22 protein-coding genes are annotated in these 22,870 nt (G+C 61.9%); 15 read left to right on the plus strand and 7 right to left on the minus strand.

Annotated elements, in window-relative coordinates; genetic code table 11:
- The first annotated feature begins 11 nt into the window (after window positions 1–11).
- On the plus strand, window positions 12–1,019 hold the full coding sequence (gene lipA, locus M0D68_RS22660) for a lipoyl synthase (RefSeq protein WP_054035853.1): 1,008 nt from the start codon (window positions 12–14) through the stop codon (window positions 1,017–1,019).
- A 116-nt stretch (window positions 1,020–1,135) separates the two neighbouring features.
- Here the strand turns inward: lipA and M0D68_RS22665 are convergent, their stop codons facing one another.
- A complete protein-coding gene (locus M0D68_RS22665; protein WP_266211018.1) occupies window positions 1,136–1,270 on the minus strand; it encodes a hypothetical protein in 135 nt (44 codons plus the stop codon).
- 54 nt (window positions 1,271–1,324) lie between these two features.
- On the minus strand, window positions 1,325–1,804 hold the full coding sequence (locus M0D68_RS22670) for a hypothetical protein (RefSeq protein WP_244179548.1): 480 nt from the start codon (window positions 1,802–1,804) through the stop codon (window positions 1,325–1,327).
- Window positions 1,805–2,045: 241 nt separating this feature from the next.
- Between M0D68_RS22670 and tauA the strand changes: the two genes are divergently transcribed.
- From tauA to M0D68_RS22685, 3 genes are read left to right on the plus strand one after another with little or no spacing between them, the layout of a single operon-like run.
- Complete coding sequence (gene tauA, locus M0D68_RS22675) at window positions 2,046–3,068, plus strand: taurine ABC transporter substrate-binding protein (RefSeq protein ID WP_266225398.1); 1,023 nt, start codon at window positions 2,046–2,048, stop codon at window positions 3,066–3,068.
- 42 nt (window positions 3,069–3,110) lie between these two features.
- Window positions 3,111–3,923, plus strand: a complete 813-nt coding sequence (locus M0D68_RS22680; RefSeq protein ID WP_093645630.1) for a taurine ABC transporter ATP-binding protein — start codon at window positions 3,111–3,113, stop codon at window positions 3,921–3,923.
- A 32-nt stretch (window positions 3,924–3,955) separates the two neighbouring features.
- The gene (locus M0D68_RS22685; protein WP_244864158.1) at window positions 3,956–4,789 is read left to right on the plus strand and encodes an ABC transporter permease subunit; all 834 of its coding nucleotides are present in this window, start codon (window positions 3,956–3,958) and stop codon (window positions 4,787–4,789) included.
- A 30-nt stretch (window positions 4,790–4,819) separates the two neighbouring features.
- Here the strand turns inward: M0D68_RS22685 and M0D68_RS22690 are convergent, their stop codons facing one another.
- Window positions 4,820–5,503: an HAD family phosphatase gene (locus tag M0D68_RS22690; protein ID WP_093645625.1), complete on the minus strand. Its 684-nt coding sequence runs from the start codon at window positions 5,501–5,503 to the stop codon at window positions 4,820–4,822.
- Between the two features lie 225 nt (window positions 5,504–5,728).
- Between M0D68_RS22690 and M0D68_RS22695 the strand changes: the two genes are divergently transcribed.
- Window positions 5,729–7,396, plus strand: coding sequence for a Na/Pi cotransporter family protein (locus M0D68_RS22695; RefSeq protein ID WP_093645623.1), 1,668 nt, complete (start codon window positions 5,729–5,731; stop codon window positions 7,394–7,396).
- Between the two features lie 28 nt (window positions 7,397–7,424).
- On the opposite strand, the gene M0D68_RS22700 is transcribed toward M0D68_RS22695, so the two are convergent.
- Window positions 7,425–8,195 carry a DeoR/GlpR family DNA-binding transcription regulator gene (locus M0D68_RS22700; protein WP_266225401.1) on the minus strand — a complete coding sequence of 257 codons (771 nt, stop codon included), beginning with the start codon at window positions 8,193–8,195 and terminating at the stop codon, window positions 7,425–7,427.
- A 216-nt stretch (window positions 8,196–8,411) separates the two neighbouring features.
- Between M0D68_RS22700 and M0D68_RS22705 the strand changes: the two genes are divergently transcribed.
- The 9 genes from M0D68_RS22705 to M0D68_RS22745 all read left to right on the plus strand — a co-directional run bounded on the left by M0D68_RS22705 (window position 8,412) and on the right by M0D68_RS22745 (window position 18,882).
- Complete coding sequence (locus M0D68_RS22705; RefSeq protein WP_167378521.1) at window positions 8,412–8,555, plus strand: hypothetical protein; 144 nt, start codon at window positions 8,412–8,414, stop codon at window positions 8,553–8,555.
- Window positions 8,556–8,742: 187 nt separating this feature from the next.
- Complete coding sequence (ugpQ, locus tag M0D68_RS22710; protein ID WP_266225402.1) at window positions 8,743–9,528, plus strand: glycerophosphodiester phosphodiesterase; 786 nt, start codon at window positions 8,743–8,745, stop codon at window positions 9,526–9,528.
- Window positions 9,529–9,644: 116 nt separating this feature from the next.
- Window positions 9,645–10,757 (plus strand): ABC transporter substrate-binding protein, encoded by a 1,113-nt coding sequence (locus M0D68_RS22715; RefSeq protein WP_093645616.1) that lies wholly within the window; start codon window positions 9,645–9,647, stop codon window positions 10,755–10,757.
- A 157-nt stretch (window positions 10,758–10,914) separates the two neighbouring features.
- Complete coding sequence (locus tag M0D68_RS22720; protein ID WP_093645614.1) at window positions 10,915–11,853, plus strand: ABC transporter permease subunit; 939 nt, start codon at window positions 10,915–10,917, stop codon at window positions 11,851–11,853.
- Window positions 11,850–12,641 carry an ABC transporter permease gene (locus M0D68_RS22725; RefSeq protein ID WP_093645611.1) on the plus strand — a complete coding sequence of 264 codons (792 nt, stop codon included), beginning with the start codon at window positions 11,850–11,852 and terminating at the stop codon, window positions 12,639–12,641. The genes M0D68_RS22720 and M0D68_RS22725 overlap by 4 nt, the downstream gene beginning before the upstream one ends.
- A gap of 32 nt (window positions 12,642–12,673) precedes the next feature.
- Window positions 12,674–13,744 carry an ABC transporter ATP-binding protein gene (locus tag M0D68_RS22730; protein ID WP_054035689.1) on the plus strand — a complete coding sequence of 357 codons (1,071 nt, stop codon included), beginning with the start codon at window positions 12,674–12,676 and terminating at the stop codon, window positions 13,742–13,744.
- Between the two features lie 441 nt (window positions 13,745–14,185).
- Window positions 14,186–15,466, plus strand: coding sequence for a dicarboxylate/amino acid:cation symporter (locus tag M0D68_RS22735; protein ID WP_093645738.1), 1,281 nt, complete (start codon window positions 14,186–14,188; stop codon window positions 15,464–15,466).
- A 46-nt stretch (window positions 15,467–15,512) separates the two neighbouring features.
- Window positions 15,513–17,513, plus strand: a complete 2,001-nt coding sequence (locus M0D68_RS22740; RefSeq protein WP_266225404.1) for an ATP-binding protein — start codon at window positions 15,513–15,515, stop codon at window positions 17,511–17,513.
- 16 nt (window positions 17,514–17,529) lie between these two features.
- Window positions 17,530–18,882 (plus strand): sigma-54 dependent transcriptional regulator, encoded by a 1,353-nt coding sequence (locus M0D68_RS22745; protein ID WP_200651366.1) that lies wholly within the window; start codon window positions 17,530–17,532, stop codon window positions 18,880–18,882.
- A 100-nt stretch (window positions 18,883–18,982) separates the two neighbouring features.
- Here the strand turns inward: M0D68_RS22745 and M0D68_RS22750 are convergent, their stop codons facing one another.
- A complete protein-coding gene (locus tag M0D68_RS22750; RefSeq protein ID WP_093645606.1) occupies window positions 18,983–19,513 on the minus strand; it encodes a TlpA disulfide reductase family protein in 531 nt (176 codons plus the stop codon).
- A 173-nt stretch (window positions 19,514–19,686) separates the two neighbouring features.
- Here M0D68_RS22750 and M0D68_RS22755 point away from each other — a divergent pair, with 173 nt between their 5' ends.
- The gene (locus M0D68_RS22755) at window positions 19,687–20,355 is read left to right on the plus strand and encodes a hypothetical protein (protein ID WP_266225406.1); all 669 of its coding nucleotides are present in this window, start codon (window positions 19,687–19,689) and stop codon (window positions 20,353–20,355) included.
- Window positions 20,356–20,698: 343 nt separating this feature from the next.
- Here the strand turns inward: M0D68_RS22755 and M0D68_RS22760 are convergent, their stop codons facing one another.
- Both M0D68_RS22760 and M0D68_RS22765 read right to left on the minus strand, forming a co-directional pair.
- Window positions 20,699–22,312, minus strand: a complete 1,614-nt coding sequence (locus M0D68_RS22760) for a YifB family Mg chelatase-like AAA ATPase (protein ID WP_266225408.1) — start codon at window positions 22,310–22,312, stop codon at window positions 20,699–20,701.
- A gap of 121 nt (window positions 22,313–22,433) precedes the next feature.
- Window positions 22,434–22,691 (minus strand): accessory factor UbiK family protein, encoded by a 258-nt coding sequence (locus M0D68_RS22765; protein WP_093645600.1) that lies wholly within the window; start codon window positions 22,689–22,691, stop codon window positions 22,434–22,436.
- Between the last annotated feature and the right edge of the window lie 179 nt (window positions 22,692–22,870).

Consider the following 22,870-nt stretch of genomic DNA (forward strand, 5'->3'; position numbering starts at 1 on the left):
GGACCGAACGAATGACTGACGTTACCGCGAACCTCGCAGCTTCTCCCGCTCCTGATGCCGTGCCGGCTCCCGCCGCTGCCTACGACGCCACCGCGAAGCAGAAAGCCCAAGCCAAAACCGCCCGTATTCCGATCAAAATCATCCCGATCGAAAAGCTGAAAAAACCGGACTGGATCCGCGTCAAAGCGGCCACCGGCAATTCGCGCTTTTCTGAAATCAAGCAGATCCTGCGCGAACACAATCTGCACACGGTGTGTGAAGAAGCGAGCTGCCCGAACATCGGTGAATGCTTTGGCAAGGGCACTGCGACGTTCATGATCATGGGTGACAAGTGCACGCGCCGCTGCCCGTTCTGCGACGTCGGCCACGGCCGCCCCGATCCGCTCGACGTGGATGAGCCGGGCAACCTGGCACGCACCATCGCCGCCCTGAAGCTGAAGTACGTGGTGATCACCAGCGTCGACCGTGACGATCTGCGCGATGGTGGCGCTGCTCACTTCGTGGAATGTATCCGTCAGACGCGAGAACTGTCGCCGGAGACGCGTATTGAAATTCTGACGCCGGACTTCCGCGGCCGTCTGGATCGCGCGCTCGGCATTCTGAATGCCGCACCGCCTGATGTGATGAACCACAACCTCGAAACGGTGCCGCGTCTGTACAAGGAAGCGCGCCCCGGTTCGGACTATGCGCATTCGCTGAAGCTGCTGAAGGATTTCAAGGCGCTGCATCCGGACGTCGCGACCAAGTCCGGCCTGATGGTCGGCCTCGGCGAGACCGAAGAAGAAATTTTGCAAGTGATGCGCGATCTGCGCGAGCACGACGTGGACATGCTGACGATCGGCCAGTATCTGCAGCCGTCGGAACACCATCTGCCGGTGCGCTCGTATGTGCATCCGGACACGTTCAAGATGTACGAGGAAGAAGCGTACAAGATGGGCTTTACGCACGCCGCTGTGGGCGCGATGGTTCGCTCGAGCTACCACGCCGATCTGCAGGCGCATGGAGCCGGGGTGGTTTGAATGGTTTAGTGTGTTGCCAGTTTGAAAATGCAAAGCCCGCACATGTTGCGGGCTTTGTTTTTTGGGCGCGGAAGTGGGTGGTTCAGCAGTTCTGCCCTGAGATCTGCCTGCGTTGCCTAGCGGTAGTAACGTGCGAGCAGACTGCAAGTAACGGATATCATTCCGCCGATGATCGTGAACGGGTAAAGAAAGAGGATGAAGCGATGGCGCAGTGCGCGGTCTTCGATGAGGCGGTCGATCAAATTGGGCATACTGGATCTCCGTGAGACTAGGATGAAAATTATAGATCAGAGCGCCGAATTTAGTTAGGTAAACGAATAATGAGATGCGGAAAAGGAGACTGCGACGACAACGGTTATGAGCAGCGAAAACCACATCAACCAACCATCACGCTCCTGTTCTCCCGCGTGACGCGCTGGGCGAGCCGCTGCATCGGCCGCACCCAGGCACACTAGTATTGACGCTGCGACGATAAAGAGCACGTGCCAGAGAAGTGCGGCCAACATGAGCGCTAACCTGCTGCGCGTCGGCGCTTCGCTCAACGCACCTCCAATCTCGTAGCATGCGCTGGCACACATCGAAATGACGACCCAGAAAAGCTGGCCATCCTGAATGGATCGCCGTGTAATACCTTTCGCCGCGTGCCGGTAGTAGCGCGAAAAGTTCAACAGAGGAAGTAATGCAATCGGCGCAAAAACAGGCACGCCGATATTGAAAAACAACCAGCTCAAGCGGCTAAGAAAATCGACCATAGGAATGCGAATTGAAGGCAATTCGCTGATCATGCCGTTGCCGCGGAAGCACGACAATCCGCCGAACGGCCAGCTTGCGCAAAGGCATCCCAATCCGTAACCCTTCGCTAGAACCCATCTACTGGCCACCGCAGCAGTCGCGCCGATCCAACTCAGCGTGAAAAGCAATGCTCGAACAGCGTCATTAGCAATCGTGGATTAATTGGAACCGTCCGCGGACAAACTCCCTATAGTCGAAAGCCTCCCAGACAACACACACTAAAGGGGTTTCTCGATGAACCGCTTGCTTCGTCCGCTCGCCGCGTTCGCTACGCTGCTCGCACTGTCCGCGCCGTTTTCTTCCGTTGCACACGCCGACACCAAAGAAGTCGTGATCGCGTATCAGGACATGGTCGTGCCTTGGCGTTATGCGCAGGCCACGGGCGAAGTCGAGAAAGCCACCGGCTACAAGGTCACCTATCGCAAGCTCGGTAGCGGCGCCGACGTGATCCGCGCGCTGGCTTCGGGCTCGGTACAACTCGGCGAAGCGGGGTCGAGTCCGATTGCCGCCGGACTGTCGCAGGGCGTCGATATTTCGCTGTTCTGGATTCTCGACAACATCAACGACGCCGAAGCGCTGGTCGCGCGAGACGGTTCCAATGTCACCAGTGTCGCGGGCCTGAAGGGCAAGAAGATTGGCGTGCCGTTCGTGTCGACTTCGCACTTTCATACGCTGGTTGCACTGCAGAGCGCCGGCGTGAATCCGTCGGATGTGAAGATCGTTAATCTGCGCCCGCCTGAAGTCGCAGCGGCGTGGGAGCGCGGCGACATCGACGCGACTTACATCTGGGACCCGGTGCTGGCGAAGGTGAAGAAGAACGGCAAGGTGTTGATCACGTCCGGGCAGGTCGCGCAGCAAACCGGCAAGGCGACGTTCGACGGCTTCGTCGTCGATCGCAAGTTCGCGAGCCAGAACGCCGAGTTCGTCGCGCGCTTCGTGAAGGTGCTGGCCGCGACCGATGCGAGCTATCGCGATCACACGTCGGCATGGACCGCGACGTCGCCGCAGGTCGAGGCGGTTGCGAAGGAGTCCGGCGCCACCGCGCAGGAAGTGCCGGCGAGCCTCGCACTGTATGCATTCCCGACGCCGGCTCAGCAGGCCTCGAATGCATGGCTTGGCGGCGGTGCACAATCCGGCGCGGCTAAATCGCTCGCCGCAACCGCTGCATTCCTGAAGACGCAAGGCACGATTCAGAACGTGCTGGCCGATTACTCGACCGGCGTCGATCCGCAATTCGTGCAGCGCACGGCGCATTAACTTTTTAAACGTGCTGACCCATCAGCATCATGGAGCATGGCGATGAGCGGTCTTGAGATACGGCGGCTGCACGTCGCCTACGAAGGCGCACGTGGCGCGGCGCCGCACATCGCGCTCGCTGACGTCGATCTGCACATTGAACCGGGTGAGTTCGTCGTCGCGCTGGGTGCGTCCGGTTGCGGCAAGACGACTTTGTTGAACTGCATCGCCGGTTTCATTCAACCGACCGAAGGCGAGGTGCGTCTGAACGGTGAACCCGTGCTTGGACCGGGCGCGGATCGCGGTGTCGTGTTTCAGAAATACGCGCTGATGCCCTGGCTCGACGTACTCGACAATGTCGCGCTCGGCCTGCGTTTTCAGCGCGTGCCGAAGGCGCAGCGCGAGCGTGTCGCGCTGGAGATGCTGGCGCTGGTTGGGCTTGAGAAGCATGCGCGCTCGCGGGTCTACGCGCTTTCGGGCGGCATGCAGCAGCGCGTGGGTATTGCACGCGCGCTGGCAAGCGATCCGCAAGTGCTGCTGATGGACGAACCGATGGGCGCGCTCGACGCGATGACGCGCGAGTCGATGCAGGAACTCGTGCTCGACGTTTGGGGCCGCACACGCAAGACGGTGTTCTTCATTACGCATAGCGTGGAGGAGGCGCTGTTTCTGGCGACACGCCTCGTTGTGATGACACCGGGACCCGGGCGCATCGCCGAGAGCTACGACCTGCCATTCGCGCAGCGTTTTCTCGAGACACGCGACGCGCGTGCGGTGAAGTCGTCGCCGGATTTCATCGAGTGGCGCGAACGGCTGGTGCGCCGTCTGCACGAACGGGGTGAGCGCAACCAGGACCAGGAAGAGGTGCTGTCGTGACGGTCTCACGTGAATCGTTGGGCACCGTGCCCCTGACCCAGACAAGCGAGCCGCCGCGGCGTAAAACACGGGCGGTACGTGGCTGGCGTTTGCCGGGCGAAGGCCCGACTGCGGCGTTGAGCGCGGTCTCGGTCACGACGCTCGCGGCGCTATGGTGGCTTGCCACGCATCTGCACTGGCTGCCGCCACTCTTCCTGCCGACGCCCGAGTCGGTTTGGGGCGCATTTCTGGACGCCTGGCACGGCCGTATTCAAGGCGGCTTGCCACTCTCGGAGCATCTCGCATGGAGTGCGCTGCGCGTGTTCGGTGCGTTCGCGCTGGCGGCGGTCACGGCGGTGCCGGTCGGAATCCTGATGGGCGTAAGCCGGGTTGCACGTGGCTTGCTCGATCCGCCTCTTGAGTTCTACCGACCGTTGCCGCCGCTTGCGTATTTGCCGCTGGTGGTGATCTGGTTCGGCATCGACGAGACCGCGAAGATCGTCGTGATCTATCTCGCCTGCTTTGCACCGATTGCAATGGCGGCGCGTGCCGGTGTGCGCAGCGCGACCATCGAGCAGATTCATGCGGCGTATTCGCTGGGTGGCCGCTTCGGGCAGATCGTGCAACATGTGGTTCTGCCCGCAGCGTTGCCCGAGATTCTGACCGGCTTGCGGATTGCCATCGGCTTTGGCTGGACCACCCTGGTTGCCGCCGAGATGGTCGCTGCCACTGCCGGCTTGGGTCAGATGGTGCTCAATGCGTCGAGCTTTCTGCGTACCGATGTGGTGGTGATGGGCATCGTGCTGATCGGACTGATCGCGTGGCTGTTCGATCTCGGCATGCGTGCTTTGGAGCGGCGGCTGGTGCCGTGGAAGGGCCGTGTGTAGCCGCCGCCCGCGCCGAGAGTCCGCGCAGTCTCAAGCAAACAGCTCAATCACCGGCCAGCCGCGTTCCGTGGCAATGGCGCGCAGGCGCGGGTCGGGATTGGTCGCGACCGGATGCGTGACGAGCTCGAGCAAAGGCACATCGTTGATCGAATCGCTATAGAACCAGCTCTGCGGAAAATCCTGCAGACGATGACCGAGCGAAGCCAGCCAGCTCTCGGTGCGCGTGATTTTGCCTTCACGGAAGGTCGGCACGCCGACGGCGGTTCCGGTAAAGCGCGCCAAAGGATCGCCGCCTTCGGTGCCGAGATCGATCCCCAGCAGATGTTCGAAGCCGAGTGCCTTGCCGATCGGTTTCGTAATGAACACGTTGGTGGCGGTGACGATGCAGCACAGGTCGCCCGCTTCAATATGACGTTGCACGAGTTCCCGTGCAGCCGGCAGGATCGCCGGCGCAATCACATCCCTCATGAACTGCGCATGCCACGCGTCGAGCTGTTCGCGCGAGTGGCGAGCGAGGGGCGCCAATGTGTAGTTCAGATAGGCGGCCATATCGAGCGTGCCGGCCACATACTGCCGGTAGTAATCGTCGATTTCTTCCGCGTGCTGCGCAGCGCCTTCTATGCCCAGTCCGGCGATGAAATGGGCCCACGCCTGATCGCTATCGAGCGGCAGCAGCGTATGGTCCAGGTCGAACAGCGCAAGGTTGCGGCTCATCCAGAGTCCTTGTGATGAAGTGGGCAAACGAAGTGATCGAGTGAATTGCGGTCCGGACGACGAGCCGGTACACAGCAATCCACGGTTCGGCACGAGCGTATATTTAAAAGCACAAAATTACAATAAGGCAAAAATGTGCAACACTACTGTCATAAACGCCCCGGGTGCCGGTTCACGCGGCATGCGGTTCGGGTCATGGCAGCAGGAACGGATGCGCAGTGCCTTATGTTGATTCTCCTTAACCTTCTGGCTGGTGTGGCGCTCCTCGTGTGGGGCTCGCACATCGTACGTACCGGCATCCTGCGCGTGCTCGGCGCCGATCTGCGTACTGTCCTCGGGCGCAGCACCAGTAGCCGCTGGCGCGCCTTCCTTTCTGGCGTTGGCGTCACAAGCCTCGTGCAAAGCAGCAATGCAACGGCGGTGATCGTCACCTCGTTCGCCGCGCAAGGTCTTCTGCCGCTCACCAGCGGCCTCGCCATCATGCTTGGCGCCGACGTCGGCACCGCACTGATGGCGCGGCTGCTGACTCTCGATCTGACATGGCTGTCGCCGATCCTGATTCTGTTCGGCGTGCCGCTCTTTTTGTCGCGCAAGCAAACCCGCACGGGCCAGGTCGGGCGTACGCTGATCGGGCTTGGCTTGATCCTGCTGGCGCTGCACCTGATCGTTGAAGCCGCCCAGCCGATGATGCAAGGCGCCGGCGTACGCGTGATGTTCGGCGCGCTGACCGGCGACACCATGCTCGACGCGCTGGTCGGTGCGGCATTTGCCATGCTGTCTTATTCGAGTCTCGCGGCGGTCCTGCTGACAGCAACGCTTGCCTCGTCGGGCGTGATCTCGCTCAAGGTGGCGCTGTGTCTCGTGATCGGTGCGAATCTCGGCAGCGGCTTGCTGGCGCTGATGGGCACCCTCGCGCAGAACGCGGCGGCGCGGCGTCTGGCCCTGGGTAGTCTGGCGTTCAAACTGGCCGGCGCGTTGCTGATCCTGCCGTTCGCGCCGCTGCTTGCACGCGGGCTGCCGGTGCTGATCGCGAATCCACGCGAAGCCGTGGTCGGCTTTCACGTGATCTACAACACACTGCGTTGCTGCGCATGTCTCTCGCTGATCGATCCGGTGGCGCGCATCTGCACGCGGGTGTTGCCGGACCGGCCGCAGCCCAACGGCGAACTGCGGCCACTGCATCTGGATGCCGCCGCGCTTTCCACGCCCACGCTCGCACTCGCGAACGCCGCACGCGAGGTGCTGCGCATTGGCGACATTGTGCGCACCATGCTCGATAACGTTGCGGGTCTGATCCATGAAAACAGCCTCGACAAGGCGCGCGAAACGGTCCGGATGGACGACGACGTCGACCAGCTCTACGCCGCGGTCAAAACCTATCTGACGCTGATCTCGCGCGAGCAACTCGACGAAGCCGATAGCCGCCGCTGGACCGACATCATCTCGTTGACGATTAACCTGGAGCATGCGGGCGACATCATCGAGCGGATCGTCGGCGATATCGAGGAAAAGAAGATCGCGCACCGGCTGTCGTTTTCGGAGGAGGGGCTGGGCGAACTGGACGACCTTCAGGCACGGCTCGTCAGCAATCTGCAGCTTGGCCTCTCGGTGTTTCTGAATAACGATCTGCGTTGCGCCGAGCGCTTGCTGGCGGAGAAAGAGCGCTTTCGGGATCTGGAGCGCGCGTATTCATACAAACATCTGGACAGACTCGCCGGACAAACCTTGCGCAGCATCGAGACCAGCGCGTTGCATCTGGATCTGATCAGCGACATGAAGCGGCTCAATTCGCTGTTCTGCTCGACGGCCTATCCGGTGCTCGAAGCTGCCGGCGCGCTGCGCGACACGCGCTTGCGCAAGCGCGTGCTCGACACGATGCATGTGAAGGAATAAGCGGCTTGCGCGGCGCGCTTGCGGCGCCCTAAGCCAGAACGATCTCTTCCAGCTTCTTTTTCAGCGCGGCAAAGTCGGCGGCTTCGGCCGCCTTTTTGTTGGTGACCAGCACATCGATCCGATCGACCGGACAGTACGAAATCCGGCTGCGTTGACCGATCTTGCTGTAGTCGGCGAGGATCACGACGCGGTCTGCGTTGGCGACCATGGCGCGCGCCACTTCGGTTTCAGCGTGATCGTAGTTGGTCGCGCCGTGCCGGTGATCGATGCCGACCGGCGAGAGCAGGGCCATGTCCGCACGATAGCGCTGGATGTCGAGCACAGTGGTCGCGCCGGTGGTCGCCATCGCCCGATCGCTGATCGAGCCGCCCAGCAGGATCACTTCGTTGGCCGTTTCCGTTTGATCCACGGCGCCACGCATTTTCAGCGCGACGTCGATGGAATTGGTGACGATCGTCAGGTTCGCCAGTTTGGCCAGTTCTTCAGCGAGCGCTGCGGTGGTCGTGCCCGCGTCGATGAAAAGTGTCTGGCCGCTCGCGATCAAACCGATGGCCGCCTTGGCAATCGCCGTTTTGGATTTGACGCGCGTGTGGGCGCGCTCGGCGATCGGCGCTTCGTCGGCGGGTTTGATCGCGCCGCCATGCACGCGCCGCAATTCACCGAGCGCCTCCAGGTCGAGCAGATCGCGCCGCACCGTTTCGCGCGATACCCCGAGGTCCGCCATGATCCGTTCGGTCGACACGCGTTGAAGCGTGGACAGCAACGCGCGAATTCTCTGATGACGGTCTTCCTGCCACATGCATTATTCCTTGGATGCGAACGCGCGTTCACACAGCTTGTTTTAATAGTGTCATCGTGGACATGGATGTGTGTCCGGACAATGACAAGCGTACTACTTTAGTCGAATTGTGTTGTATTTTTTTGGCAGCTTGCAAGTTTGTGTATTTAACCTTAGCCTTCGCAGATCGAAGCGCGGCGCATATTTCGAACATCAAATGTTCGAAAAGGAATTGAAATGTCCGATTTCGAGCATTTCGCGGCGTTTTTTGGCAATTTGATGGACACATGTCATTGCCATAATGGACCTTGGGATCTGCCGTCTGAACCATTTGCTGCTGAATGCGGCGCTGCCGGGACGCCGCACGGTTCGGCATCCTGACAATAAGATTGCAGCAGTGCGCGGCGTTGGCCGTGCGGCCAGCTATCGCAGCGTCGCCCATTGGCGCGATACTACGCGCGGGGCTCACGCGTAAAGGCTGCATGGCGCAGGTGTGGCATGACGGCAGTGGCAGCTGGGAACGTGTCGAGAGCATATTTAACCCGCTCTATCTGGAAGGTAACGAGACGTGGGAAACGGGATTGATCGCACCTTATCCGCAGACTGGCCGTATCCGAGGCTGGTTGCGCATCGCTGCGGCGGCACGCTGGCGCCGGAGAACACGCTGGCCGGTTTCGACGCATGCGTGCGCTACGGCTACCGCATGGTTGAGTTCGACGCCAAACTCTCTGCTGACAACCAGCTCTTTCTGTTGCACGACGACACGCTGGAACGCACCACCAACGGCCATGGCGCCGCTGCTGAACATACGTGGAACCAGCTGGCTGCGCTCGACGCCGGCGCCTGGTTCGGGCCGCAGTTCGTCGGCACGCATCTGCCGACGCTCGCCGAGGCCGCCGCGCGCTGTGCACAAGATGACATCGCCGCCAACATCGAAATCAAACCCTGCCCAGGGCGCGACGAGATCACCGGGCGCCTCGTCGCAAGCGGCGCGCTGACTTTGTGGCAAGGGCAAACGCCGCCACTGCTGTCATCGTTTTCGTTCGAGGCGCTGGCTGCTGCGCGCGAGGCGGCACCCTCGCTGCTGCGCGGCATGCTGTTCGAAGAGGTGCCGGCTGACTGGCTGCGCATCGTGCGGGAACTGGACTGCGTGTCGCTGCATGCGAGCCACCGGTACCTGACCGAGCCGCTCGTCACCGAGATCAAGGCGGCCGGATTGCGCGTGCTGGCCTACACGGTAAACGATCCCGAGCGTGCGCAGGTGCTCGCGCAATGGGGCGTCGACATGATTTGTACAGATCGCATCGATAAACTGGAACACGACATGTTTTCGGCGCCGGTGAATCCAGACTGAGCCGGACCGGGCATGGCGCGGGTGCGCGAGTGCGAGCTTGCACAGGTGTGCGCCCATAGAGCTAGAAATTAGAAATTTTCCAAACGTAGCAATTTCGGCAGAGGATGGGGATAACTATGAAGCGCACCGCGTTAGCTCGTTTACTTTCGATGTCGGCCGCTGCGGGTGTCGCCGCAGCCGGCGTGAGCAGCGCCTCGGCCGCGCCGCTCGACGCACTGGTCGCAGCCGCCAAGCAGGAAGGCCAACTCACCGTGATCGCGTTGCCGCACGACTGGTGCAACTACGGTGCACTGGTGGCCGGCTTTCAGAAGAAATACGGCATCAAGATCAACGAGCTGAATCCGGATGCGGGTTCGGGCGACGAAGTCGAAGCCATCAAGGCGAACAAGGGCAACAAGGGTCCGCAAGCGCCTGACGTTATCGACGTGGGTCTGTCGTTCGGTCCGACCGCGAAGGCCGAGGGTTTGCTGCAGCCGTACAAGGTCGCTTCGTGGAACTCGATTCCCAAAGAGTCGAAAGACGCCGATGGCTATTGGTATGGCGATTACTACGGCGTGCTGTCGTTTGAAGTGAACGCCGACATGATCGACAAGGCGCCGTCCGACTGGAGCGATCTGCTCAAGTCAGACTATAAGAACGCCGTCTCGCTGGCCGGCGACCCGCGCACGGCCAATCAGGCGATCCAGGCCGTGTTCGCAGCAGGTCTGTCGCAAAGCAAGGGCGATGTGAGCAAGGCGGACAAGGCCGGCCTCAAGTATTTCGCCGACCTGAACAAGAACGGCAACTTCGTGCCGGTGATCGGCAAGGCCGCATCGCTCGCGCAAGGCACCACGCCGATCGTCGTGCGTTGGGACTACAACGCGCTAGCCGATCGCGACACGCTGAAGGGCAATCCGAAGGTGCAGGTGGTGATTCCGAAGACGGGTGTGGTCGCTGGTGTGTACGTTCAGGCGATCAGCGCCTACGCACCGCATCCGAACGCCGCCAAGCTGTGGATGGAATACCTGTACTCCGACGAAGGCCAGATCGGCTGGCTGACCGGCTATTGCCACCCGATGCGCTATAACGAATTGGTGGCAGCGAAGAAAGTCCCGCAAGCGCTGCTCGACAAGCTGCCGCCGCCGTCGTCGTACAAGAACGTGGTGTTCCCGACGCTGTCCCAACAGGACGCCTACAAGGACACCATCACGAAGCACTGGGACGAAACGGTCGGCGCGAACGTCAAGTAATCGCCGCGGCGCACGCGGTTGCGGCGGCCATGCAGCAGCGAGCAATCGCAGGCTGCACACGCCGCCGCTTCTAACCGCAACGCGCAGTTTCAAAGATAGCGCGCCGCTCCATGAGAGCGGCGCGCCACGCGTTAGCCAGATTGCCTAAGGGTGAGCTATGAGCGCTTCATCGGATGCTGGATCGGTGCAGCCGGAATTGCTGGTTCCGCCTGTGCCCACGCCAACGCCTCGCGTCAACGGTCCGGGCCGCGCGTCGCAGTTTCTCGCCTGGATCGGCGTGGTGCCGTTTTTCACGTTCGCACTGCTGTTCCTGATTCTGCCGACCGGCTTTCTGATGGTTGGCGCATTTCAGGATCCACAGGGCCACTTCACGCTCGGCAACTTTCGCGACCTGCTCCAGCCCACGGTGCTGGACGCCTACTGGATCAGCTTCAAGGTGAGCGCCGCTTCCGCGCTCGGCGGCGCGTTGATCGGCTCGCTGCTCGCGTGGGCGGCGGTGCAAGGCAAATTGCCGGGCTGGATTCGTCCTACGTTGATGACGTTCTCCGGTGTCGCCTCGAATTTTGCCGGTGTGCCGCTCGCGTTCGCCTTCATCTGTACGCTGGGGCGCGTCGGCCTCGTGACCGTATTGCTGAAGAAGTACCTCGGCTTCAATCTGTACTCGACGGGCTTTAGCGTTCTGAGCTTCTCGGGGTTGACGCTGACTTACCTGTACTTCCAGATTCCCTTGATGGTGCTGATCGTCACGCCCGCGCTCGACGGCCTGAAGCGCGAGTGGCGCGAAGCCTGTGACTGCCTCGGCGGTACGGCCTTCCAATACTGGCGTCACGTGGCGTTGCCGGTGTTGTGGCCGAGCGTGCTTGGCGCGACGTTGCTGCTGTTCGCCAATTCGTTCGGCGCGGTCGCCACGGCTTACGCACTGACCGGCAGTTCGCTGAACATCGTCACGATTCTGCTGTACGCGCAGATTCGCGGCGACGTGATGCACAACCAGAACCTCGGCTACGCGCTCGCGCTCGGCATGGTGCTCGTGACGGGCTTGTCGAATGGCGGCTACATCTGGCTGCGTTCACGCGCTGAAAGGGGCCGTCGATGAAAAGCCAGTCGCGTGTGGGTGCATGGACCGCGATGATCGTCGGTTCGCTGTACTTTCTGATTCCGTTGCTCGCCACTTTCGAATTCAGCCTGCGCATGAAGCGCGGCGTGTACAGCTTCGAGGCGTATAGCGTCGTGCTGAGCGATCCGCGCTTTCAGGCCTCGTTCGGCTATTCGATCCTGATGGCGGTGCTGACGATCATTGTCGGCGTATTGCTGGTGGTGCCGACTGCGTACTACGTGCAGTTGCGGCTGCCGAAACTGCGGCCGGTCGTCGAATTCATCACGCTGTTGCCGCTGGTGGTGCCGGCGATCGTGATCGTGTTCGGTTATCTGCGCATCTACAACAGCAGTTCGATTCTGCCGCTCACGGCCAACGAGCGCGCGACCGACCTGTTGCTGGTGTTCGGTTACGTGACGCTCTCGCTGCCGTATATGTATCGCGCGGTCGACGCCGGTTTGCGCGCGGTCGATGTGCGCTCGCTCACCGAGGCCGCCGAATGCCTCGGGGCGAACTGGCCGACGATTCTGTTCAAGGTGATCTTCCCGAATATCCGCTCGGGCATTCTGTCCGGCGCGTTTCTCACCTTTGCGGTGGTGATCGGCGAGTTCACGCTGGCAAGTCTGCTCGACCGCCCCGCGTTCGGCCCGTATCTGCAATTGATCGGCGCGAACCGCGCGTATGAACCATCGGCGCTTGCGATCATCGCGTTTGTGATCACATGGGCGTCGATGGGTTTGATTCAGGTATTCGGCTCGGCACGCGCGCTTAGCGGCCAGAAAATTTGACGGACTAATTTGACCGACTAAGGCAGCGAATCATGGCATTCCTTGAGATCGAAAATCTGCATAAGTCCTTCGGGGCGAACACGGCGCTGCATCACTTCGACATGAAGATCGAGCGCGGCGAATTCATCACGTTTCTTGGGCCGTCCGGCTGTGGCAAGACCACGGTGCTGCGCATGATCGCCGGCTTCGAAACGCCGACGCGCGGCATCATCCGGCTGGATAACAAGGACGTGACGCACCTGCGTACCCGGCAGCGCAAGGTCGGCATGGTGTTCCAGTCGTATGCGCTGTTTCCGAACATGACGGTGGCCGATAACATCGGCTTCGGTTTGAAGATCACGCACCGTCCGCAGGCGGAGATCAAGAAGCGCGTCGAGGAGATGCTGCAACTGATCAAGCTGCCGCATCTCGGTGAACGCTATCCGTGGCAATTGTCGGGTGGCCAGCAGCAGCGCGTGGCGCTGGCGCGCGCGCTTGCCGGCAAGCCGCAGGTGCTGTTACTCGACGAACCGCTATCGGCACTCGACGCGAAGATCCGCATTTCCTTGCGGCAAGACATCCGTGCGTTGCAGCGCGAGTTGGGCATCACGTCGATTTTCGTCACGCACGATCAGGAAGAGGCGCTGTCCATTTCCGACCGCATCGTGGTGATGAACGAGGGGCGCGTCGAACAGATCGGCTCGCCCTCGGAGATCTACAACTATCCGCGCACGCGCTTTGTCGCGTCGTTCGTCGGCACGCTGAACATTCTGGCGGGGCATGTGATCGACCCGAAAACCGGCAAGATGGCCGTCGACGGTCAGGAGCTGACCACCACGCAAGAATTGCCGGCAGACGACGCGGGCAAAAAGCGCATGCTCGCCCTGCGCCCCGAAGCGATTGTGCTGGAACCGGCCGCGCCGGGTCGCAATACGCTGAACGCGACTGTCGAAGAAGTGAATTTCCTCGGCGCGGTGGTGCGCATCAGAACGCGCGTGAAAGACGCGGTGATTTCACTCGACGTGTTCAACGACCCGAATCGCGGCTTGCCCGAACGGGGTCAACCGGTATCGCTGGGTTTCTCGCACGAGAACTTGCTGGTGCTGGAAGAGGGTGGTGCATAGAAGCCGAACAGCCGTGTCTGAGGTGGGCGAAAACCCCGCGTACAGACCAGGTGGTTTCGGCTGAAACAGGCGAAAGCCGCAGCCCCAAAGGCTCTCCGGGTTTTCCCGGACTCGCGGCCCGTACGGATTCCGGATTCCCCGACACCCCTCGTCCGGATTTCCGGAATCCCGGACGGCGGGTGCTGTAACACGCCAAAAAACCTATAAAAATCAAAGCGATTCGCTTTGCATCAAGCTGGCATCGACCTTGCAATTTAGAAACCGCGGCCGCAACGGTCCGACAACTAAAGCAAGGAGACAACGATGTCTGATTTCCCCTCCCGGTATTTCTGAATTCGTCGTCTTGTCGCGGCCTAATGCCGTGCACAGGCGTGACGACTATTCGTTCGCATGATGCGCAGCGTGGCAGGCCTTGAGCTCACCCATATCGCAGGAAACATCGTGAAGAAACCTATCCACAAAGTGCTGTACGTCCAGGTGATCGTGGCGATCATCATCGGCATTGCGCTCGGCCATTTTTCGCCGGACTTCGCCGTCGACATGAAGCCGCTCGGCGACGGCTTCATCAAGCTGATCAAGATGGTGATCGGGCCGATCATCTTCTGTACGGTGGTGACGGGTATCGCCGGTATGGAAGACATGAAGAAGGTCGGGCGCGTCGGCGGTAAGGCGCTGCTGTACTTCGAAATCGTCTCGACGTTCGCGCTGGTGCTCGGCCTGATCGCGACCCACGTGCTGAAGCCCGGTGTCGGCTTTAACATCGATCCGGCCACGCTCGACGGCAAGGCGGTCGCCTCGTATGCCGCGAAGGCGCACGGCCAGACCACGGTCGATTTCCTGATGCACCTGATCCCGGACACGCTGGTATCGGCGTTCGCACAGGGCGAAATCCTGCAGATCCTGCTGATCGCGCTGCTGTTCGGCGCGGTGCTGGCCACGGCTGGTGAGAAGGGCAAGGTCGTCACGAACTTCATCGACGGGCTCTCGCATGTTCTGTTCGGCATTGTGCGCATCATCACGAAGCTGGCGCCGATCGGCGCCTTCGGCGCGATGGCGTTCACCATCGGCAAGTACGGCATCGGCTCGCTGCTGCCGATGCTCAAGCTGATCGGCACGTTCTATCTGACTTCGATCGTGTTCGTGGTGGTCGTGCTCGGCATCATCGCGCGTGCGGTGGGCTTCAACATCCTGCGCTTTGTCGCCTACATCAAGGAAGAGATGCTGATCGTGCTCGGCACGAGCTCGTCGGAAGCCGCGCTGCCGCAACTGATGCTGAAGCTCGAAAAGCTCGGCTGCTCGCGCTCGGTGGTGGGCCTCGTGGTGCCGACCGGTTACTCGTTCAACCTCGACGGCACCAACATCTACATGACGATGGCCGTGTTGTTCATCGCTCAGGCGACCAACACCGACCTCACGTGGACGCAGCAGCTCACGCTGCTGGCGGTGACGATGCTGACGTCGAAGGGCGCGAGCGGTGTGACGGGCGCAGGCTTCATCACGCTGGCCGCCACGCTCGCTGTGGTGCCGACCATTCCGTTGTCGGGCATGGTGCTGATTCTCGGTATCGACCGCTTCATGAGCGAATGCCGCGCGCTGACGAACATTGTCGGCAACGGTGTGGCGACGGTGGTGGTGTCGGCATGGGAAAAGGAACTGGACCGCAACAAGCTGAACGCTGCGTTGCGGGGTGACGTGGCGGTCAAAGAGCCGGCCGAGGCGTAAGCCAGGCAACCGTCACGAGCACGACTTCGGCCGCGGACGCCCACCTATGAAAGCGGCGACCGCGAGCCCGGACCCCGCGCCGTCAGCCGACGAAGCTTACGCCGGCGACGCGGCGCCTTATGCCACAATATCCGATCCTTACCGATCGGATATTGCCAACGTGACGCGCCGCCTGCTGATCCTCTTCGCGCTCGTCGCCGGGCTCGTGGTGGCGTGCGGGCTGACTTACACCATCGCGTGGCAGAGCGGGATCGACAATTTGCGGCGCAACGCCGCGGTGCGGGTCGATCGCACGACCAGCGCGCTGAAAAGCACGCTCGAGCGCTACGAATCGCTGCCTTATCTGCTGGCCGAGCATCCCATTGTGCAAGACGTGCTGGTCGATCCCAGCCCTGCCAACGTCGAACGCGCCAATCTCTATCTCGAAGACCTCAACCGTCACGCGCGGGCAACGGTCACCTACATCATTCCGCTCGACGGCTATTGCGTCGCCGCGAGCAACTGGCACGGGCCGGGCAGCTTCATCGGCGCCGGCTATCAATTCCGGCCGTATTTTCTCGATGCGGTGAAGGGTGGCGTGGGCCGCTTCTTTGGTATCGGCACGGTTTCGCAGGCGCCGGGTTATTACATCTCCCAGCCGGTGCGGCGCGACGGCAAGATCGTCGGCGTGGCCGTCGTCAAACTCGATCTCGAATGGTTTCAGGGCGCGGATGCGTCCGAGCCTCTGGTTGTCGCCGACGATCACGGCGTGATCTTTCTGTCGTCGGTGCCGGCGTGGAAATATCACACGATCCGCCCGTTATCGGGGCAAGTCGCCGATTCGATCTATCAGGCGCGCCAGTATGCGCAGCAACCGATCGCGCCACTGCCGGTGACGATCGAGCGCACGCTCGAAGGCAATGCGCAGATCGTGCGGATCGGCGGTGGCCGCTATGCACCGCGTTATCTGGCGTCGCGGCGCGGCATGGGCGAGCCGGACTGGCATCTGATTACGATGTCGCCCGTCGGTCCTGTCGACGCCGATGCGCGCAAGGCGACCATCGTGACGGGTTTCGGCTACGTGTCGCTGGTGTTGCTCGCGTTCTACTGGAGAATGCGTCGCGCCCGGGTGCGCGAAGTGATGCGCAGCCGTTCGCTGCTGCAAAAGGCCTACGCCGAACTGAACCGGCGAGTGGCGGAGCGCACCGCGGATCTCTCGCAGGCGAATGAGCAGTTGCAGAAAGAAGTCGCCGAGCGGACGCGCGCCGAGCAGGAACTGCGCGACGCGCACGACGAACTGATTCAGGCCAGCAAGCTCGCCGCGCTCGGTCAGATGGCGGCGGGCATCACGCATGAATTGAATCAGCCGCTTGCCGCGCTGCGCGGTTTCTCGGACAACACACGCGTGCTGCTCGAACGCGGCGATCAGGCGTCGGCGTTCGAAAATCTCGAAGCGATCGCGGCGCTCACCGAGCGCATGGGCAAGATCACCAATCAGTTGAAGTTGTTTGTCGGCCGCGCGCGGCCGCGCAGTGCGCGTGCGCCGGTCATGCGAGCGTTGCGCAACGTCATCGCGCTGCTGCAGAAACGCCTGCAAGGCGTGGAAGTCGAGTTCGCCTTGCTCGATGCCGGCACCGGCGTGCGCACGCCGCTGAATCTCGCCGACGATCCCGCCGATCTAGTTGCCAATTGCGACGATCTGCGACTTGAGCAGGTGTTGATCAATCTGCTCGGCAACGCGCTGGATGCAACGGCGGGGCTGATGCCGCCGCGCATTTCGATCGAGATCGAAACCGCTGAGTCGAGCGTGTCGTTCGCTGTGCATGACAACGGCCCAGGCATTCCGGACGACGTGTTGCCGCGTCTGTTCGAACCGTTCTTCACTACGAAAGAAATGGGTCAGGGGCTGGGGCTCGGCCTCGCGATTTCGTCGTCGATTGCGCGCGACTGCGGCGGCACACTGGTGGCGCGCAACGCGCCGGATGGCGGTGCATTATTCGTATTGACGCTGCGCCGCGCGCGCGTGCAGACGAGCTACACATCGGACCCGCTCACCACGGGTTCCTGAATCAGACGAGAACAACATGCTGAACGACGGCCTACAAGTGCTGTATATCGAAGACGACGAACTGGTGCGGCGCGCCAGCGTGCAGAGTCTGCAACTGGCGGGCTTCGAGGTGATCGGCCATGCGTCGGCGGAATCCGCGGCGAAGATGATTAGCGCGGACTTCTCCGGGGTGATCGTCAGCGATATTCGCTTGCCTGGCGCGAGTGGACTCGAATTGCTTGCGCAGTGCCACGAACGCGCGCCCGACGTGCCGGTGATTCTGGTTACCGGCCATGGCGATATTTCGATGGCCGTACAGGCGATGCGCGACGGCGCGTATGACTTCATCGAAAAGCCCTTCGCATCCGAGCGTCTGATCGAAACCGTGCGACGTGCGCTGGAGCGCCGCAAGCTGGTGCTGGAGAACCTCGCGCTGCGGCGTGAACTGGCCGGACAGAACACGGTGGCGCCGCGCATCATCGGCCGTAGTCCGGCGATCGAGCAGGTGCGGCGGCTGATCGCGAATATCGCGCCGACCGACGCCTCGGTGCTGATCAACGGCGACACCGGCGCGGGTAAGGAGTTGATCGCGCGCAGCTTGCATGAACTGTCGCCGCGCCGTGACAAACCGTTTATCGCGGTGAACTGCGGCGCGCTGCCGGAGCCGATGTTCGAGTCGGAAATGTTCGGCTATGAACCCGGTGCTTTCACCGGCGCGGCAAAACGCCGGATCGGCAAGCTCGAACACGCTTCGGGCGGCACGCTGTTCCTTGACGAAATCGAGAGCATGCCGCTCGCGTTACAGGTCAAGCTGCTGCGCGTGTTGCAGGACGGCGTGCTGGAGCGGCTCGGCTCGAATCAGCCGATTCGCGTGAATTGCCGCGTGGTGGCTGCCGCGAAGGGCGACATGGCCGAGCACGTCGCGGACGGCTCGTTCCGTCGCGATTTGCTGTACCGGTTGAACGTGGTGACGATTGCGCTGCCGCCGTTGGGTGAACGCCGCGAGGACATCGTGCCGCTCTTCGAACACTTCCTGCTGGATGCGGCCGTGCGTTATCAGCGCCCCGCGCCGATTCTCACCGACCGGCAGCGTGCCAGCCTGATGCAACGGGAATGGCCGGGGAATGTGCGCGAACTGCGCAATGCCGCTGACCGTTTCGTGCTCGGCGTCGCCGACGACCCCGTCATGTCTTTCGCCGACGACGGTGTAGCGACGCAACCCTTGAAGGAACGTGTCGAGCAATTCGAGCGGGCGGTGATCGCGGAGGCGTTGGAGCAGGCGGGCGGCGTAGTGGCGGTCGCGGCAGACAAGCTGCAGCTTGGAAAGGCAACGCTCTACGAGAAGATCAAGCGATATGGCCTCGCGGCCAAAGGCGAAGGGGAGCGGTGAGGATTTGAAGCGCCGGCGGCGAGGCGGTATGACCTCGGCGCCGGCGTGTTTGAATCTGGATGTTTTACTTCAGGCTTTTCGTGCGGCGATCAGGCAGCAATCAAGCCGCGTTCAGCGCTTTTTCCAGCAACTGGTCGAGTTCCGCGAATTGCGGTTCGCCGACATAGCGCTTCAGAATCTTGCCGTCCTTGTCGACCAGGAAGGTCGTCGGCGTGAGCTGCACGTTGCCGAACTGCTTGGCGGCCGAGCCGTCGTCCATGGCAACCTTGAACGGCAACTGGCGGGTTTGCGTGTAATTGGCCACGTACATCGGCGCGTCGTAGTTCATTGCGACGGCGACGAATTCGAGCCCTTTGCCCTTGAAGCGGTTATAGGTCTGGACCATCTGCGGCATTTCCTTCATGCAGGTGTCGCAGCTGGTCGCCCAGAAGTTGACCAGGTAGACCTTGCCTTTCAGATCGGCAGTGGAGACTTTCTGGCCCGAGAGCAACGTGAAGGTCGCATCGGGCACGCGCTGCTGGCCGGCGAACGCGAAATAGCCGGCAGTCGCAATCGCGATGGCCACGACGGCGATGATGATGGCGCGAAGCGGATTCGCGCGCCGTGCGGCAGTGGACGGGGTGGAGCTCATGAACGGAACCTCGAGAGTCGCGCAGAACGCGCGGAACAGTACGTGGATTTGGCCTGTTAAATCCGGTATTGCTTGGCCTTGCTATTGTAGCCCCATTCCGGCAACGCGGCAGCGGGCGGCCCGGGAGGCGATAATAGGACTTCACGTTCCTGTCAGTCCGATTTTCTGTCCCCATGCTCCGAACTGCTTTTCGCTTCCTCGCCCGAGTCTCGATCATCCCGTTTGGCCGCCCCTTTAGCCGTTCTCCACGTTTCGCCCTGACAGACGGTCGCCCGGCCGGCGTCGCTTTCCCCTTGCAGCGAGCGCGAGCAGTTCTCCGCACGGTGGCCTGCACGCTGGCGTTGGGCGGCGCGTTGGCAGCGTGTTCGCCGACCTTCGACTGGCGCACCATCATGAATAACGACAACGGCTACACGGTCGACTTGCCGGCCAAGCCGGACAACGATCAGCGCGCGGTCCAGATCGACGGCAAGCCGATGCAGATGGCGATGCAGACAGCCGAAGCCGGCGACGCCGTGTTCGCGGTCGGCACCGTGATGCTGCCGAGCGATGACGAAGCGACGCAACGCGCCGCCCTCGAATTCCTGCGCACGGGTCTCGCCCGTAACGTCGGCGCCGCGCCGGATGCGCACGCGGTGCAAATCCCGTTGGCCGCAGGCGGCAAGGTGCTGGGTCTGGAAATGAAACTGAGCGGCGAGGCTGGGTCGCAGCACGAAACGCGCACCGTCTATGCGCGGCTGGTCGCGCGTGGCCGGCATGTGTATCAGGCCGCGATCATTGCTTCCAAGCCCGTGCAGCAGGAACAGGTCGACCAGTTTTTTTCGTCGTTCCAGCTCTACTGAACGTTTAAAGCGGCATGTTTTTTGGCCGACTCGGTGCGCGACAAGTTTGTGGAAGACAGTGAAAGTTCCTTCGTAGCATCGCGTGCTAATTCCCGGTTTACGTTGAAGTTTTCCGGTTACTCACAGGTCCTGTGGATAACTCTGTTGAGAACTTCGCTTTTTTTGCCGTAGATGCCCATCCCGTGGGCATTCTGTCAGAGCGAGTCCGCTCCGGTCGTTCAAAAAAGTCCAATCGAATCAATGCCTTTTGGATGCATGCTTCCGTGCGCCTTTCAGATGTTTCAAAATCTATCTGGATCGCGTACATGTGCATAAGTCAAGTCTTGACAGCCGATTTTTCGCCTTATACCGACCCAAAAGCCCGGCGATATTGGATGGCTTCACCGACTTGTGCAGCGCTCGGCATGGCGGTGCCGGCGAGGTCGGCGATGGTCCGCGCTACCTTCAGAACTCTGTAGTAAGCACGCGCCGACCAGCCGAAGCGCTCGCCGGCCTGGCGCAGCAAAGCTTCTCCTTCCGCGTCGGGCCGACAGACCTCGTCCACTTCCCGTCCGCCCAGTTCCCGATTGGTTTTGCCTTGCCGGGCGAGTTGCCGCTCACGCGCGGCATTCACCCGCAGTGCGATCGCCGCACTGGACTCACCGGTGGTGGCGGAACGCGCCGACAGTTCCGCCGGCGTGAGCGCAGGAATCTCGAGCTGGATGTCGATCCGGTCGAGCAGCGGCCCGGACAGCTTGCGCAGATAGCGCGCCGCGATCTCAGGCGTGCAGCGGCAGCGGCCGTTGGGGTCACCGCGCCATCCGCAGGGGCAGGGGTTCATCGCCGCGATTAGCTGGCAAGCGGCTGGAAAATCCGCTTGCAAGGCGGCGCGCGAGATGGTGATGCGGCCGGCCTCGAGGGGCTCGCGCAAGGTCTCCAGTACATGGCGGTCGAACTCAGGCAATTCGTCCAAAAACAGCACGCCCAGATGCGCCAGGGTGATTTCGCCGGGTTGCGGCGGATTGCGCCCGCCGACCAGCGCCGGCCCGCTCGACGAATGATGCGGCGCGCGAAACGGCCGCTGCCGCCATTGCGAGGGCGTAAAGCCGGCCCGGCTGGCGGACAGCAACGCGGCCGAGCTGAGCGCTTCGTCATCGGTCATGGGAGGGAGCAGGCCTGGCAGGCGGGCGGCGAGCATCGATTTGCCCGCGCCAGGCGGCCCGACCAGCAAGACGTGGTGTCCGCCGGCCGCGGCCACTTCAAGTGCGCGGCGCGCGCCGCGCTGGCCGATCACGTCGGCCATGTCCGGAATGGCGGCGGGCGCGGTTTCGCTAAGGTCGGGGGCCACGACAGGGTAAAGCCGGGCGTCGGGCGCTCCGGCCAGATGTGCGCACAGCGACGGCAGATCGGTGGCGCCATAGACGTTGACACCCGGCACTAGCGCTGCCTCGGCCGCGCTCGCGGCGGGTAGATAAAGCTGCGGGGCAGATTGAGCGGACGTAACAGGCGTTGCCAGTCCGGCCGAAGTAATACAAGTACAAGTAGAAGCAGACACGCCCGCCACGCCGCCAGGAGAAGCAACGCTGCGGGCCGTTCCGCAGGCCATCGCGAAAGCCCCGCGCATCGGCCGCAGCGCGCCGGTCAGTGACAGTTCGCCAGCGAATTCACGATGCAGGAGCGACTCGGCCGGAATCTGCCCGCTCGCCGCCAGAATGCCCAAAGCAATCGGCAGATCGAAGCGGCCGGATTCCTTCGGCAAATCGGCGGGAGCCAGGTTGACCGTGATGCGCCTTACAGGGAAATCGAAGCTGCAGTTCTGCAGCGCCGCGCGCACGCGCTCGCGGCTTTCGCGCACTTCCAGATCAGGAAGGCCGACGATCGAAAAAGAGGGTAATCCGTTCGCGAGGTGGACCTCGACGGTTACTTCGGGCGCGCGGCCAGAGGCCGGCGCGCGACTGCGCACCACGGCAAGCGACATGTTTTCTCCCGTCGGACCGCGCGCAGATGGCGCGCGCAAATCCCCTAAAACGCTGATGACGTCACGGCTCGCTTGCCAGTGATGTGCAGCACTACGCAGCTAAAGCGCTGCGAGCCAAGCTTCAGGCTGCTGGCGTTGTGACCGGCAGTTTCTGTTCGAGCTCGGCGACGCGGCGCTCCAGTTCCTCGAGGCGCGCGCGAGTGCGCACCAGCACCTGGGTCTGCGTATCGAATTCCTCACGTGTGACCAGGTCGAGCTTGGAGAAGCCTTGCGACAGCATGGCTTTCACGTTGCGTTCGACATCTTTGGCCGGCGAGTTCTTGAACAGCTCGCTCATGCGGGCCTGAAAATCGTTAAAGACATCGTTCGGTTGTTTCATGGTGTTCCCCTTAATGCACAAAAAATGTGCATGTTTCATTGCGCCTGTGCTTTGTCACGTTGAATGGGCCGTCTTGGTGCATGGCCTGTTGCCTGCCGCTGCCGCATGAGCCCGTTTGGTGCGTGCTCAAACGTTAAAAGCCTTCGAACACTCTAGCAACGATCCATACGCCGCGCCAC

Source organism: Paraburkholderia sp. SEWSISQ10-3 4 (assembly GCF_030464785.1).
Classification (GTDB): domain Bacteria; phylum Pseudomonadota; class Gammaproteobacteria; order Burkholderiales; family Burkholderiaceae; genus Paraburkholderia; species Paraburkholderia aspalathi.